The 15,344-nt window shown below is 32.9% G+C and carries 18 protein-coding genes; 13 read left to right on the top strand and 5 right to left on the bottom strand.

The window, feature by feature from the left end; translation table 11 throughout:
- Positions 1-13 precede the first annotated feature (13 nt).
- Both ACYEKI_RS13460 and ACYEKI_RS13455 read right to left on the bottom strand, forming a co-directional pair.
- Positions 14-2,341, bottom strand: coding sequence for a molybdopterin-dependent oxidoreductase (locus ACYEKI_RS13460; RefSeq protein ID WP_459211719.1), 2,328 nt, complete (start codon positions 2,339-2,341; stop codon positions 14-16).
- 3 nt (positions 2,342-2,344) lie between these two features.
- The gene (locus tag ACYEKI_RS13455; protein ID WP_459211718.1) at positions 2,345-2,584 is read right to left on the bottom strand and encodes a hypothetical protein; all 240 of its coding nucleotides are present in this window, start codon (positions 2,582-2,584) and stop codon (positions 2,345-2,347) included.
- A gap of 344 nt (positions 2,585-2,928) precedes the next feature.
- Here ACYEKI_RS13455 and ACYEKI_RS13450 point away from each other — a divergent pair, with 344 nt between their 5' ends.
- From ACYEKI_RS13450 to moaA, 8 genes are read left to right on the top strand one after another with little or no spacing between them, the layout of a single operon-like run.
- Positions 2,929-4,107, top strand: coding sequence for a molybdopterin molybdotransferase MoeA (locus tag ACYEKI_RS13450; protein WP_459211717.1), 1,179 nt, complete (start codon positions 2,929-2,931; stop codon positions 4,105-4,107).
- A 10-nt stretch (positions 4,108-4,117) separates the two neighbouring features.
- Positions 4,118-4,459, top strand: a complete 342-nt coding sequence (locus ACYEKI_RS13445) for a winged helix-turn-helix domain-containing protein (protein WP_459211716.1) — start codon at positions 4,118-4,120, stop codon at positions 4,457-4,459.
- 1 nt (position 4,460) lies between these two features.
- Complete coding sequence (mobA, locus tag ACYEKI_RS13440) at positions 4,461-5,045, top strand: molybdenum cofactor guanylyltransferase (protein WP_459211715.1); 585 nt, start codon at positions 4,461-4,463, stop codon at positions 5,043-5,045.
- Complete coding sequence (locus ACYEKI_RS13435; RefSeq protein ID WP_459211714.1) at positions 5,029-5,262, top strand: MoaD/ThiS family protein; 234 nt, start codon at positions 5,029-5,031, stop codon at positions 5,260-5,262. Before mobA ends, ACYEKI_RS13435 begins: the two co-directional genes overlap by 17 nt.
- A gap of 12 nt (positions 5,263-5,274) precedes the next feature.
- Entirely contained in the window at positions 5,275-6,378 is a 1,104-nt protein-coding gene (gene moeB / locus ACYEKI_RS13430; RefSeq protein WP_459211713.1) for a molybdopterin-synthase adenylyltransferase MoeB, read from the top strand.
- Between the two features lie 3 nt (positions 6,379-6,381).
- Complete coding sequence (locus tag ACYEKI_RS13425) at positions 6,382-6,822, top strand: molybdenum cofactor biosynthesis protein MoaE (protein ID WP_459211712.1); 441 nt, start codon at positions 6,382-6,384, stop codon at positions 6,820-6,822.
- Positions 6,823-6,826: 4 nt separating this feature from the next.
- Positions 6,827-7,738, top strand: coding sequence for a bifunctional molybdenum cofactor biosynthesis protein MoaC/MoaB (moaCB, locus tag ACYEKI_RS13420; RefSeq protein ID WP_459211711.1), 912 nt, complete (start codon positions 6,827-6,829; stop codon positions 7,736-7,738).
- A complete protein-coding gene (gene moaA / locus ACYEKI_RS13415) occupies positions 7,738-8,745 on the top strand; it encodes a GTP 3',8-cyclase MoaA (protein ID WP_459211710.1) in 1,008 nt (335 codons plus the stop codon). The genes moaCB and moaA overlap by 1 nt, the downstream gene beginning before the upstream one ends.
- A gap of 15 nt (positions 8,746-8,760) precedes the next feature.
- Here the strand turns inward: moaA and ACYEKI_RS13410 are convergent, their stop codons facing one another.
- Both ACYEKI_RS13410 and ACYEKI_RS13405 read right to left on the bottom strand, forming a co-directional pair.
- The gene (locus ACYEKI_RS13410) at positions 8,761-8,973 is read right to left on the bottom strand and encodes a hypothetical protein (RefSeq protein WP_459211709.1); all 213 of its coding nucleotides are present in this window, start codon (positions 8,971-8,973) and stop codon (positions 8,761-8,763) included.
- Positions 8,974-9,399: 426 nt separating this feature from the next.
- Positions 9,400-10,665, bottom strand: coding sequence for an alginate export family protein (locus ACYEKI_RS13405; RefSeq protein WP_459211708.1), 1,266 nt, complete (start codon positions 10,663-10,665; stop codon positions 9,400-9,402).
- A gap of 289 nt (positions 10,666-10,954) precedes the next feature.
- Between ACYEKI_RS13405 and ACYEKI_RS13400 the strand changes: the two genes are divergently transcribed.
- From ACYEKI_RS13400 to ACYEKI_RS13380, 5 genes are read left to right on the top strand one after another with little or no spacing between them, the layout of a single operon-like run.
- The gene (locus ACYEKI_RS13400) at positions 10,955-11,398 is read left to right on the top strand and encodes a c-type cytochrome (RefSeq protein ID WP_459211707.1); all 444 of its coding nucleotides are present in this window, start codon (positions 10,955-10,957) and stop codon (positions 11,396-11,398) included.
- Positions 11,399-11,404: 6 nt separating this feature from the next.
- The gene (locus ACYEKI_RS13395) at positions 11,405-12,622 is read left to right on the top strand and encodes a hypothetical protein (protein ID WP_459211706.1); all 1,218 of its coding nucleotides are present in this window, start codon (positions 11,405-11,407) and stop codon (positions 12,620-12,622) included.
- Between the two features lie 37 nt (positions 12,623-12,659).
- A complete protein-coding gene (gene modA, locus ACYEKI_RS13390) occupies positions 12,660-13,430 on the top strand; it encodes a molybdate ABC transporter substrate-binding protein (RefSeq protein ID WP_459211705.1) in 771 nt (256 codons plus the stop codon).
- Positions 13,431-13,435: 5 nt separating this feature from the next.
- Entirely contained in the window at positions 13,436-14,110 is a 675-nt protein-coding gene (gene modB / locus ACYEKI_RS13385) for a molybdate ABC transporter permease subunit (protein ID WP_459211704.1), read from the top strand.
- A complete protein-coding gene (locus ACYEKI_RS13380) occupies positions 14,104-14,943 on the top strand; it encodes an ATP-binding cassette domain-containing protein (protein ID WP_459211703.1) in 840 nt (279 codons plus the stop codon). The genes modB and ACYEKI_RS13380 overlap by 7 nt, the downstream gene beginning before the upstream one ends.
- 2 nt (positions 14,944-14,945) lie before the next feature.
- On the opposite strand, the gene ACYEKI_RS13375 is transcribed toward ACYEKI_RS13380, so the two are convergent.
- Entirely contained in the window at positions 14,946-15,296 is a 351-nt protein-coding gene (locus tag ACYEKI_RS13375) for a hypothetical protein (protein WP_459211702.1), read from the bottom strand.
- Positions 15,297-15,344 lie beyond the last annotated feature (48 nt).

The following is a 15,344-nucleotide window of genomic DNA, read 5'->3' as shown; positions in this document are numbered from 1 at the left end:
TCAGTGTTTTACCTTATGCTTTTTCGATTCTTACAGCACATTTCTTATAGTCCGGTTCTTTAGAAATTGGACAAAAAGCGTCTATAGTGACATCATTAATAAGCATGTTTTCGTCAAAGAATGGTACAAAGACTTGACCTTTGGTTGGTAAACCACGTTCGTTAATAGATGCAGGTAACGTACATTCACCTCTACGAGAAATTACTTTTACGTTTTGACCATTACTTACACCTAGTGCTTTAGCATCATCAGGATGAAATTCTACATAAGCGTTTGGCATAGCTTTATGCAAGACAGGAATTCTTCGCGTCATGGATCCCGTATGCCAGTGTTCTACAACACGACCTGTATTTAACCAGAAAGGATATTCGTTATCAGGTTTTTCTGGTGCAGGTTCAAAAGGACGTTGCCAGATAATAGCTTTACCATCAGGTTTTCCATAAAAATGGAAATCTTTACCATTGTCACAAGCAGGATCATATTGAGCATTAAATCGCCATTGTGTTGACTTTCCGTTTACATAAGGCCAGATCACACCGGATTTCTCTTTTAATACGTCTAGTGGTGCCATACCATGTTTTGCTCCTTCATGAAATTGACGATATTCATTATAAATTTCCTCAACGTGATTTTCTTTGCTATACGGGAATAAATCTCCATATCCCATACGCTTAGCTACTTCGATAGTCATCCATGCATCAGGAGTTGTATCTCCAGGACCTTCTACCATTTGATCCCAGTGTTGTGTACGACGCTCAGAGTTACCGTATAATCCAGATTTTTCGATATGCCATGATGCAGGTAAAATCACATCTGCCACATCAGATGTTGGAGTAGGGAATACATCAGATACCACTACAAAACAAGAATCTTTTTCCATTCCAGGACGATAACGACTCGTTTTGGGTAAAGAAACAAGAGGGTTTGTAACTTGAGTCCAAATAAATTTGATATCACCACGGTCAACAGCTCTAAACATTTCTGTAGCGTGATATGTTGGTTTAGAAGGAATACGCTCATAAGGTACCTTCCATATTTTTGCAGCTAGTTTACGGTGCTTTTCATTCATCACCACTCCCTTAGGTAGTTTGTGAGTAAATGTACCTACTTCACGTGCAGTACCACAAGCAGAGGGTTGTCCTGTAAGAGAGAATGGACTGTTACCAGGTTGAGAAATTTTACCTGTTAAAAGGTGCATATTATAGATGAGGTTATTCATCCATGTACCTCTAGTATGTTGATTAACTCCCATACACCAAAGCGACATAACTTTGATATTAGGATCTCCGTAGATAGACGCTAAAAACTTAATATCTTTTACAGATACCTTAGAATACTTAGCTACTTTCTTAGGCGTATAATCATTTAAAAATGTTTTATAATCTTCAAAAGAAATCTTTGATGGCTTGTCTTTGAATTTGTAATTATCTTCAAGACCATATCCCATTTTTGTAAGACCTTTACTAAAATTAATATGCTCTTCGACAAACTTTTTATTCATCCATCCATTGTTAATGATCTCATAACAAATAGCATTTGCAACAGCCAAATCTGTTTGAGGTTCAAATAAAATAGACTTTGTAGATCCCATACTAGAACGTGAAGTACGTGTAGCAAAATCAATAATTTTTGCTCCTCTACTGTGTTTTTGTTCAAGCATTCTAGAGAATAATACAGGATGCATCTCTGCCATATTATTACCCCAAGTAATAAAATAATCTGCATGCTCTATATCTTCATAACATCCCATAGGTTCATCTGCTCCAAACGTGGTTAAGAATCCTGCTACAGCACTAGCCATACACAAACGAGCATTACAATCTAAGTTATTAGTACCAATTGCACCTTTCATGAATTTTGAAGCGACATAACCTTCAGGAATAGTCGATTGCCCAGAAGTATACATCGCAACACTATCTTTACCATGTTTTTCTATAGTAGATTTCATTTTGTTAGCAACGATATCTAGGGCTTCGTTTATAGGCGTTTTTACATAAGTACCATTTTTCTTTACTAATGCATATTCTAGACGATCAGCAGCTTGGGTACACATGATTTGGTGATACCCTTTAACACATAGTAGACCTTTGTTTACAGAAGATTTAGGATCACCTTTTACAGCAACAGCTTTACCATCTTGTACACCTACTAAGATACCACAACCTACACCACAAAAACGACAAGGTCCTTTTTTCCAATCAATATCTCCGTTATCAGGAATGTTTTTTTCTTGTTCTTCTGCAAACAGTATCCCTGGAAACATGGTAGCTGCAGCAGTCATGGCAGATAAGGTTGCCATTTTCTTTATAAAACTTCTTCGGTTACTTAATGAGGTATACATATGCTAATCGTTTTGAGGTGTATTAAATCCAGAAACCATGGCTAATAATCGTAGACTATCTATAGCTTCTATTTTTTCTTTGATAAGGTCATCTTCTTGTTGAGTAGGCGTATCGGTTACAACAATAACGAGATCCTGATTTTTTGCAGGAATAATGTCACAATCTTCAAAAGCCTTTAAGGCATTGATGAGTTCCTCTTTTTGCCCCTCATGAGGATGTGCTAAATAACTTTTTATAGGCATCTGTTGAGCTAGATTTGATGTGTTATATATAGAGGAGTTTATTTACGGTAAAACTGTAAAAACTCCGTTAATTTCTTATAACAAAAGTGCAGATGTTGGGGGATAAATAATATGATAAATATCATTAATTTTTATGGATATTGCAATTAAATTGTTAAAAAATTAATATATAACCATTCTAAATAGTGTGTTTTTAAGAATAAAAGTGATATATTAAGGCGTTGATTTGTAGTGATTAACAATTTTGAGGCAAGGTAATACAGTAAGAAATTGATAAATATGACGTTTATCATGTTTTAAAGATATGTATATCGGTATGTTTGTGTGGAAATAACGAAAAAGTTATGATTACAGTAAATAAAGCTTTAAGCTATATAACAGATGAGAGTTTATATAGTACCAAAGAGATTAAGAAAGAAATAATAAAAGCAAACGGATGTGCATTAGCAAGTACGATAATGTCACCTATAGCTATGCCTCCTTTTAGACAATCTGCAATGGATGGATACGCGGTTTGTATGCACAATGAAAATGAATATACGGTTATAGGAGAAGTAAAAGCAGGAGACTCACATCATCCTGTATTAAAAGCAGGAGAAGCAATACGTATTTTTACTGGAGCAGCAGTACCCGATACAGCTAATGCTGTAGTAATGCAAGAACGAGTTAGTAGAAAAGAAGATAAATTAATAGTAGAGACAATACTAACTCCAGAAATGAATATTAGACCTAAAGGGGAGCAAGTACAAGAAGGTGCTGTAGCATTAAAAAAAGGAACTAAACTAACACCTGCCTCTATTGGTTTTTTAGTTTCTTTAGGAATAACACATGTACCAGTTTTTGAAAAACCTAAAATAGGAATAGTAGTTACAGGAAACGAATTGGTTACAGCTGGAGAACCATTGCCTTATGGAAAAATATATGAAAGCAATAGTTTGATGCTAAATAGTGCGTTGGATGCATTAGGGTATACAAAAAGCACTATTTATAATGTAGAAGATGATTATCAAAAAACTTTAGAGGTTTTAAAAGATGCTATAGCAACAAATGAATTGGTATTAATTACAGGAGGAATTTCTGTAGGAGATTATGATTTTGTAGGGAGTGCTTTGAAAGCTTTAGCAGTAGAAGAAATTTTTTATAAAGTAAAACAAAAACCCGGAAAACCTTTATTCTTTGGTAAAAAAAAGCAAACGATTATTTATGCATTACCAGGCAATCCTGCGGCTGCACTGAGTTGTTTTTATGTATATGTACAGCAAACCTTGGCAAAATTATCTGGAAATACCACAGCAGTTAAAGAAAGTACAACTGCGATAGCAGTTACTACATATCATAAAAAGGGAGATAGGGCACAGTTTTTAAAAGCGATAGTTAACCAAAATAAAGTCAGTATTCTAGAAGGACAAAGCTCTGCTATGCTACATACATTTGCTTTGGCCAATGCATTGGTATATATACCGGAAGAAGTTGAAAAAGTAGCAATAGGAGATGCCGTTTCTATTATAAGATTACCAGCATAAATAAAAGATGATGAGTAAGTACAAAATTAAGAGTAGAATTTGGTTAGAATTAAATGATCGAGTGGTTTTGGGAGAAGGAAGAGTTCGTCTTTTAAAAGCAATAGAAGAAAAAGGCTCACTATCACAAGCAGCCAAAATGATGAAAATGTCTTATAAAAAAGCATGGACATTAGTAGAAGCCATTAATACAGCTGCAGAAAAAACAATGGTGATAAAAAATAAAGGAGGTAAAGATGGCGGAGGAGCACAATTAACTTCTTATGCCAAAGAGTTGATAATAGTTTTTGATGAAATTAATGCAGAATGTTGGAAAGATCTAGAAGCTAAAACCAAAAAGATAATAGAACTATAACATGAAGAAGGCAGCACTTACAGGAATCATACTAGCAGGAGGAAAAAGTAGAAGAATGGGAAAAGATAAAGGGTTAATTATCTTTAAAGGAAAACCTTTTATCAAATATATAATTGAAGCTTTACAACCTTTAGTAAACGAAATAGTAATTGTGAGTGATGATGAAGCTTATGATGTTTTTATGGAAACAACACGTATTCCAGATCGTATTCCAGTATCAGGACCTTTAGGAGGAATTTACACAGGTTTAGACTATATAAAAACGCCTTATGCAATAGTATTGAGTTGTGACATTCCTAAAATTAAAACAGATAGTTTAGAGAAGTTAACTCGACATATAACTATAGAAAATGATGTGGTGCAATATGAATATGATGGAGAGACAATGCCTTTAATTGCAGTGTATAAAAAAGAATGTAAAATTACGTGTTTATCACTTTTAGAAAAAGATAAACGCAGAGTACGTAGCTTAATCGATGAGTTGCAGGTAAAAACAATTCAAGTACCTGAGTCAATCAAAGATCAAGTCATAAATATAAATACTCCAGAAGAATTAAAATTAGCAGCTTATGAATTTGAAAATTAAATATTTTGGAATGTTAACCGAAGTAACAGGCTGTACAGAAGAACAGTTTCCGTTAATAGAAGGAAATATAGCAGACGTATTACAACTGTTAATGAATAAATATCCACTATTAAAAGAAAAAGAATTTCAGGTGGCACAAGATCAAGTTATCGTTGATATAAAAAAGCCCATAAGTCAAGGTGAAATAGCGCTATTACCACCGTTTTCGGGAGGATAAAAAGAAAATGCTATGGAAGAAAGATATAATAGACATATTATTTTGCCAGAAATTGGAATTAAAGGGCAAGAAAAGCTATTGGCAGCAAGAGTTTTACTTATAGGAGCAGGAGGTTTAGGGTGTCCTATAGCGCAGTATTTGGCAGCGGCAGGAGTAGGAACTATAGGTATTGTAGATTTTGATATTGTAGAAAAATCTAATCTACAGCGTCAGGTGTTATTTGGAGAAAGTGCTTTAGGAAAAAATAAGGCGATCATGGCTAGAGAACGTTTAAAGGATTTAAATCCAGGGATTACTATACATGCGTATCCAGAGCGATTAACACCCAAAAATGCACTAGATTATTTTAAGGAATACGATATTATAGTTGATGGTACAGATAATTTCTTTACAAGATATTTGATTAATGATGCAGCTGTACTAACAAACAAACCACTAATTTATGGTGCTATTTATAAGTTTGAAGGACAAGTAGCAGTTTTTAATTATAAGGGAGGACCTACCTATAGATGTTTATTTCCTAAAGAACCTCAAGAAGGAACGATACCTAATTGCACAGCAATGGGAGTATTAGGCGTGTTGCCTGGAATTATAGGAACCATGCAAGCTAATGAAGTATTGAAAATGATTTTGGGAATAGGAGAACCTTTATCAGGAAAGATTTTGTTTTATGATGCCTTAAAGCATCAAACACAAGTCATGAAACTGAATAAAAATCAAGAAGAAATAGATAAGATATATGCGCAACGAGAGGAGTTCACTGATCGAGAAGAAGTAAATTCATATTGTCAAACAACAACAACAACAGTAGTTGCTATTAAAGATGTCTTAACCTGGGAGGATACACAATTTATAGACGTTAGAAATCAAGAAGAAACTCCCAAAATAAATGAAATAAAAGTTGATCAGATACCACTTGATCAATTGCTATTGCATAAAAATCAATTAGCGAATTCAAAGAAAAAAGTAATATTTTGTCAATCTGGAGTACGTAGTAAAAAGGCAGTAGCATTGCTAGAAGAACAGGGAATTACAAATTGCTGGAGTATAAAAGAAGGAGCACATCAAATCAAAGAAATATTAGCCGAGAGCGTAATGGCTATCGATAAATTATAAAAAATGAAAAAGAAACATAAAAACGTATTTATACAAGGTGCGATTAGTGCAGAATTTATAGGGAATTCTATTGCAAAACATCAAACAAAAACGAGTATAGGTGCTCACAATATATTTTTAGGACAAGTACGAGCAGATGTAATAGAAGGTAAAGAAGTAGCTGCTATTGAGTATACTGCTTATGAAGAAATGGCTAATGCTGCTTTTGACGAAATAAGAGAAATGACCTTTGATAAATATGACCTTACATGTATGCATATTTATCACAGTTTAGGAACTGTAAAAGCAGGTGAGATTTGCTTATTTGTTTTTGTATCATCTCCAAGAAGAAAAGTAGTATTAGAAGCATTGGAGTTTGTTGTGGAAAAAGTAAAAGCTGAAACAGCAATATTTGGTAAAGAAATATTTGAAGATGAGACGCATCAATGGAAAGTAAATAGCTAATATAATGGTAGATATTACACATAAACATAATACATTAAGAGAAGCTACAGCACAGGCCGTTGTAAAAGTAAGTTCACTAGAAACAATAGCAGCAATTCAAGAAGATAGAGTCCCAAAAGGAAATGTCTTTGCAATGAGTAAAGCCGCAGGATTACTGGGAGTGAAAAGAACTCCAGATTTATTGCCAGATTGCCATCCGTTACCAATAGAATATACCGGAATTGATTATGAAATCAATGACTTAGAAATTACGATTTCGATGACAGTCAAAACGATTTATAAAACAGGGGTAGAAGTCGAAGCTATGCATGGAGCTAGTGTGGTAGCCTTGAATATGTATGATATGTTAAAACCTATTGATAAAGGAATTGAGATAGGAAGCATAAAGTTATTGAATAAAAAAGGAGGGAAATCAAGTTTTAAAGATAGATTTCAACGAGATACTAGAGCTGTTGTTATTGTATGTTCAGATACGATTTCGGCAGGAAAAAAAGAAGACCGAGCAGGAAAAGCTATTATCAGTAAATTAAAATCTTGCGAAGTAGAAATACAAGATTATATCATTATACCAGATGAGGTGGCATTGATTCAAGAAAAAGCTAAGCATTATCAAGAAGCAGGAGCTAACCTTATCATATATACAGGAGGAACAGGATTGTCACAAAGAGATGTAACTCCAGAGGCATTACACCCTTTGTTAGAAAGAACAATACCAGGAATAGAAGAAGCTATCCGCAGTTATGGTCAAGACCGTACACCGTATTCGATGTTATCACGTAGTATAGCAGGAACAATAGGAGATAGTTTAGTTTTGGCATTGCCAGGTTCTACCAATGGAGCAAGAGAATCTATGGATGCTATTTTTCCCGCGGTATTGCATGTATTTAGAATTTTGAAAGGAGCACAACACGATTAATGAAAGCTATACAACCGATATTGACAGATGCTTTTGGGAGAGCACACACTTATTTACGTATTTCGTTGACAGAACGATGTAATTTGAGATGTACTTATTGTATGCCTGCAGATGGAATTCAATTATCTCCAAAAGCATCTGTGATGACGGCAGAAGAAATTTATACAATAGCCAAAACATTTGTAGCACATGGTGTTACCAAAATACGTTTGACAGGTGGAGAACCTTTAATTCGTAAAGATGCTGCAAAAATTTTAAAGCAATTAGCAACGCTTCCGGTAACTCTAGGTATAACAACTAATGGAGTGATTGTAGACCAATTTATAGAAGTGTTTAAAGAGATTGGTTTGAATAAGATTAATATCAGTTTAGACTCTTTAGATACCGAAAAGAATTATACCATTACAAGGCGTAATTACTTTGAAAGAGTTTATAATAATATGTTGTTATTAGTTAGAGAAGGATTTGAAGTAAAAGTCAATTGCGTATTGATAAAAGGTGTGAATGATAACGAGATTGCCGATTTTATTAATTTAACTAAAGAATTACCAATACATTTGCGCTTTATCGAGTTTATGCCTTTTGATGGTAATCGATGGAACCTTGATAAATTAGTTTCACTCGAAGATATTTTAAAAGCAGCTGTAGCTACTTTTTCAATTAAAAAGATTCAAAAATTACCGGATCCACCTCACGATACGGCAAAACATTATCAAATTACAAATTATAAAGGAACATTTGCCATTATAAGCTCAGTTACAAATCCCTTTTGTGATCAGTGTAATCGTATTCGTCTTACCGCAAATGGTAAACTTAAAAACTGCTTATTTTCTGCTCAAGAAGTGGACTTGCTTACTCCATTAAGAGCAGGAAAAACTATTACCTCAGTTATTCAAGAACACCTGTATAGCAAACAAAAAGTAAGAGCAGGAATGCCTTCTCTTGAAGAATTCAAGAAAATGGATAAACATAGCTCAAACCGAAGCATGATAGCTATAGGAGGTTAATCAAATCGTTCTAAATTATATAATCTCTTTATTGGTTACTCTTTGCAATAAGATAAGCATACCATAAGGGATAATAAGTACAGTAAATATAAGGAGTGTCATCATAGAAATATCTAAGATATTTACTAATACGTTAGGAACACGCTCACCTATATCAATAATAAAGCCTAGAATGGATAGTGAAAAGGCTAAACAAAATAATAACAGTAGGTTTTTTTTATGATTCATGTCTAAGGGTATAAGAGTTGTTTGTGTTTTTAACGCATACTGTTGTTTTTTAGTGTGTTAAATGTGTTTTTTGCTAAAAATGTATTACAAATAAATGAAATACTATAAGTTTGTGTAAAATAGTATAAGCTATAATACCATTTAAACCTCGATATCATTTGTTAATAATTGTTTTTTATGGAACAATCTCAAAAGTTGTGAATATTCTATTGATGAATAATAAATTAAGAATATCGATTAACGATTTTTGAAGGTGGAATTTTTGAGGACTTCTAAAGTAGAAAAGAGATGATACATTTTTTGATAGGAATGATTTCTTAGTATTAATTATAGAACGAGTATAAAAAAACAACAGTGACTATGAAAATCAAAGCCACTGTTGCATACCGAAATTAAACTTACTATATCCTAGTATTTATTTTTGTTTTAGTTTTTCTTAAAGTTGGATGTAAACAAGTTAGGACGAATAACTAATTGTACCCATGCCCAGTTGTTTACATTGTCACTAGGTCTACCACCTTTGATTAAGCTCATACTATCAGATGCAAACATATGAGAGTATCCTACGCTTAATTTTACATTCTTCATTAATTTTTGATTGTAAACAAGATCGATTTCTGTACCTAGATATTTATCTGCATCTCCTGTAAGATCAGCTTGAGCAGCAAAATAATGACCTTTTAATAATAAGTTAGATTTAGCACCAGTAGTAAAAACTAATTTTGCATAAGCATCATTAAGTCCTACGTTATTAGCATGATTACCTACATAGAAATAATCCATAAATCCGTTAAACTTGTGGTTTGTACCATAAAGAGGGAAGAAAGAGTTATTTTCTGTAGCACCATCTTGATCAGTACCACTTAAAGTCTCAAAACCTAATCCCATAAGTACTTTACCTGTTTTATAAGTACCTTCTATAGAAGCTTGGTAAGCACTTAAATCTGTAGTAGCATTAGCTTTACCAAATTGATAATAAGAACTACCTGTAACATTTACATTTTTGATAGGGAATTTAAAATACACACCAGCTGTTTGTCTATAAAACGTTCCATCAGGAATATCGTTATCATCACCAGTGAATTTCTGGAAACCAGTATTTAAGAATAAAGCACTAAGTGTACTCTTTTCCCAAGACTTATTAAAGTGTAAATATTGCATAGCTTTATAAGTAAAGAATCCAGAGATATTAAACTCAGTACCTTCATTTTTTTGATTTTCTTGACTAAACGCAAAACCTAAATCAGCTTTGATACCATGGTTTTTGTTTTGATATTTGATTAAGGCTGCATCATGAAAACGTCCTTGTAAAGCCCAATCTAATCCACCAAAAATACGTTGATCATCATAAGAAATTACTTGACGTCCAGCTTTAATAGACCATTGTTCGTCAAGAAGTAATTGTGCCCAAGCTTGAAATAATGAAAAAGAATCATTACCATCATTAGGCAAAATTTGTCTAGTGTCTCCCCATGTACTTACATCCTGTACACTTACAAAAAGTTTTAATTTTTCATGAGTATACCCTAAATTAAGACGAGTACGTTGTCCTACAAACGCAGCTGGGTCGGCATCATCTGGAAACAAGTTGTTGAATCCGTGGCGATATTCAAAACGAGTTTTTAAATCGGCATCAATAGTGAACTGGGCATTCATGTTAAAAACCACGAGCATTAAGAATGCTAGGATCACAATACTTCTCTTTTTAATAAACATAGTCTGGAAAGATTAATAATTAGTTATGCAAAATTTGCAGCATTATCTTTTAAATAATATGATAAATATCATAGCATTGATTTTTATTGTTTTTGTTGCTATGTACTGGTAAATATAGATAAATATGATTTAAGTCATATATCATTATGAAGAGAAGGAGTAACTTTATACTATGGCTATAGTAGCTTAATTGAAGCTATGTTTTTTGAAATAAAGAAGTTATTAGTGGAAAGAGAAAAGGGAAAATGAATTAAAAAAAAGGATGATGAAACAGCTTGTATTGTATTTAGGAATAGTATTATGGTGTATAGGGTGTGCACCAGAACAAAAAGAATCAAAAAAAGAAAGTATAAAAGCTTCAGAAAAGATAAACTTAACAGATAAAGGGATTGGGCCAGTAACTACAGTAACACTAGAAACAACTATTAATGAAGATTTAAAAAAAGAAGGACAAGTTTTGTTTCAAACACATTGCTTGAGCTGTCATAAAACCCATAAAAAATTAATAGGACCAGCTATGGTTGGAATTCTAGATAGAAGAACACCAGAATGGACAATGAATATGATTTTGAATCCATATGAGATGACAAAGAAAAATCCTTTAGCAAAAGCTTTATTAGAAGAATATAATGGATCTCCTATGGTAAAACAAATTACTAAGGAAACTCAGGCAAGAGCTATTTTGGAATATTTGAGAACATTAGAATAATTGAGGATGAAAAAGGTGCTGTATAAACAAGCTCATATCGCTATATTATATCTATTTATTGCAGCAGGATTAGGCGCTTTTTTAAGAGTACTCTTTGTTACAGAGATAGCTATAACATATAGATATATAGTACATGCGCATTCGCACATAGCTTTATTAGGATGGGTGTATTTGGGAATGACGACTTTGATTTATCATTTATATCTTAATAATAAGCTAATACAGAAAAAATACAAACAGATTTTTTGGGCAACGCAGATTACATTAATAGGCATGTTAATTAGTTTTCCTATTCAAGGATATGCTTTGTTTTCTATTATATTTTCTACGCTATTCTTGATCGTTTCGTATGTGTTTACATGGTTTTTTATCACGAGAACACCTAAAGAATACAAAGAACAATTCTCTTATAAATGTATTAAAATGGGATTGTACTATATGGTACTTTCCAGTATAGGACCATGGGCATTAGGGATTATAATGACAACCTTAGGATCGACGTCAATCTGGTATCGATTAGCGATATATTTTTATTTGCATTTTCAGTATAACGGATGGATAATTTTGGGATTGATAGGTGTTTTATTCGCTGTTTATGAACGAGCAGGCTTATCCATTCATAAAACTTCGTTTACATCGTTTTTTAGACTTTTAAATTTAGGAATAATTACTACAGTATTGCTTTCGACTTTATGGACTAACCCACCTGCAATATGTTATTTTATAGGAGGGACAGGAGCTATATTACAAATCATTGCTTTATTTAAATTAATAGTAACTCTAAAACTTAAACAACAATTAAAAAGTCGACTAACCAAGTTACAATGGCAAATGCTAATCAGTATTGGAGCTTTGATTTGGGTCAAGTTTATTTTACAAGTCATATCAGCTATACCTTTTATGGCAGAGATAATAGCAAGTACACTAGATTTTACTATTGGGTATTTACATTGGACGTTTTTAGGTGTAATTAGTATTGGACTCTTTTTCTTTTTAGAATATTTTAAAATATTAAAGATGCCTAAATGGGGATGGCATAGTTATGTTTTAGGTTTTGTGTTTACCGAACTGCTTATTTTTTATAAGGGAAGTATACAATTAGCAGCATTACCTTTATTTGAATCTTATTATGAAATATTAGCAATAGTAAGTGTGATACTTTTTTTAAGTATTGCATATATTTTTGGATATAACCTAAAGCAAAAAGGCATTAGAAACATATAATTTTATCATATTTGAATTCTAGACTAATTTTGAGTACATGAAATATGTGGTACGAATACTTATTTTGATAGGATTATATGGCTTTACATCCTGTTCTTCTTCTAATACAGAAGAGAAACTTAATATTGCTGTAGCGGCCAATATGCAATTTACAGTGAAAGCTATAGCTAAAGGATTTACAGCAAAAACAGGAATAGAATGTAATCTTATCATAAGTTCTTCAGGAAAACTCACAGCTCAAGTTGAAGCAGGAGCTCCTTATGATGTGTTTGTTTCGGCTAATATGAAGTACCCCAAAAGTCTTTATAAGAGTGGGAAAACTTATGATACACCTAGAATATATGCCTATGGAAAATTAGTGTTATGGACGATGGATACACTACAATCACCATCATTAGCTTTATTACAAGAAGGTAAAATTGCTCATATCGCTATGGCAAACCCCAAAATGGCACCTTATGGTATAGCAGCACAAGAAGTGTTAGAGAAAAATGGATTAGACAAAATTGTAGAGAATAAGTTGGTTTATGGCGAAAGTATTCTACAAACCAATCAATTTATTGTTACTCAGGCAGCAAATATAGGATTTACATCTTTGTCTACAGTGATCGCAACACCCATGAAAGAAAAAGGGAAGTGGCTACAAATACCCGAAAATAATCATACTCCAATAGCACAAGGTATAGTACAACTTAAAAACGATAAAAGAAAAGCAGCACAATCCAAACAGTTTGTTAACTTTATGTTTTCATCAGAAGCACAAAACCTTCTTAAAGCTTACGGATATGGAATTCCGTCAAACAACTAGCAATTATGGATTGGCAACCACTTATACTAACGTTTAAATTAGCTATAGTTACTACTATTGTACTTATGCTTATAGCGATACCTCTGGCATATAAGTTAGCATATACCAATTCAAAATTAAAACCTGTAATAGAAACCTTAGTGAGTATGCCATTAGTATTGCCCCCTACAGTTTTAGGATTCTATTTATTAATGATTTTTAGTCCATCCAGTAGCATAGGAGGATGGTTAAATGAGTATTTAGGTATTCAGTTTTTATTTTCATTTAAAGGATTAGTATTGGCATCTGTATGTTATAGTTTACCTTTTATGGTACACCCTATACAAGCAGGATTTTCAAAAGTACCATCGAACCTTATCGAAGCATCTTATATTTTGGGAAAATCAAAATTAATGACGTTATGGAAGGTGATATTACCTAATATGAAGCGAGCAATGATTACAGGAATTGTACTTTCTTTTGCACATACGATAGGTGAGTTTGGTGTAGTATTAATGATAGGAGGGAATATACCAGGGAAAACAAAAGTAGCTTCGATTGCAATTTATGACGAAGTCGAAGCACTTAATTATGGAGCAGCTCATACCTATTCACTAATCTTATTTGTGATAAGTTTTGTGATTCTTTTAATGGTTTATGGAGGTAATGCAAAAAATGCAAAACAACTAGGCAAATGGTAAACATACTGTTAGAAAAAGAACTAAAAGGTAAAGGTGGTATGATATCATTAGCTGTTGATTTACAAATACCAAAAGGAGAATGTATTGCATTATATGGAGTTTCTGGAGTAGGAAAAACATCTATCTTAAAAATGATTTCAGGTATTTTAAAACCTGATAATGGGCGTATATCTGTTGAAGATAAAATATGGTTAGATACACAGCAAAAAATTAATTTAAAACCACAACAGCGTAAAATAGGATATGTATTTCAGGAATATGCATTATTTCCTAATATGTCTGTAAGAGAAAATTTATTGTATGCCATGCCCAAAGGAGCTTTAAAGACAGAAATAGATCCAATAATTGATATGATGGAATTGGGTGATTTGCAATATCAAAAACCAGAACAACTATCAGGAGGACAACAACAACGTGTAGCTCTGGGGAGAGCTGTTGCTAGTAAACCAAAATTACTTTTATTAGACGAACCGCTATCTGCTTTGGATATCACAATGCGAAGCAAACTCCAAGACTATATTTTACAGATTCATCAAGAATATAAACTGACGACTATATTAGTGAGTCATGATCAAAACGAAATTTGTAGGTTAGCAAATAAGGTGTACATCATAGATGAAGGCAGCATTTCTACATCAGGAAAACCTGAAGCTATTTTTAGAACGTCAGAAAAGCCAAAAATGAGATTAGAAGGAAAAATAATAAAGCTTAAAAAAGAGCATCCCTGCCATGTGATTTTGGAAGTAGAAGGAACGGCAATACAAATACCAATAACGGATACTGTGGCACAAAAACTAAAAGCTGGAGAATTATTAAAGTTTGAAAGTAAATAGCATTAGCAATCAAGAGTTTCATTACAGAACACAAAAATTACTACAAAAGCTAAAAGACCGATTAAAATCACCAATAACGGAAATGCCATACTAATAAGAGAAGCAAGCGTTTTTTTCTTAGCAAAGAAAATCCAACTCATGGTAATAGAGATTAGAGTAACAGGAGTATAAGCTATAATAGTGATAAATGCTAATAATAATACAGTACTGTTTTCAGAACCAGGGCTATCAAATAACATGGGAGACATCATAGCAGCACCTAAATTAGGAAAAATTAAAGCTCCAAAAATTACAGTAAATACAATTAATACGATTCTTACCGTATTGCGTTTAGAAGTAAGTGAATGTTTCAAAATAAATCAGGATTTTGTCGAACTAAAATAGAGCCTCTAATGATGGAT

Source organism: Aquimarina rhabdastrellae, from assembly GCA_947387485.1.
In the GTDB taxonomy this organism is placed as follows: Bacteria; Bacteroidota; Bacteroidia; order Flavobacteriales; family Flavobacteriaceae; genus Aquimarina.
This window is presented reverse-complemented; position numbering and strand designations above follow the sequence as displayed.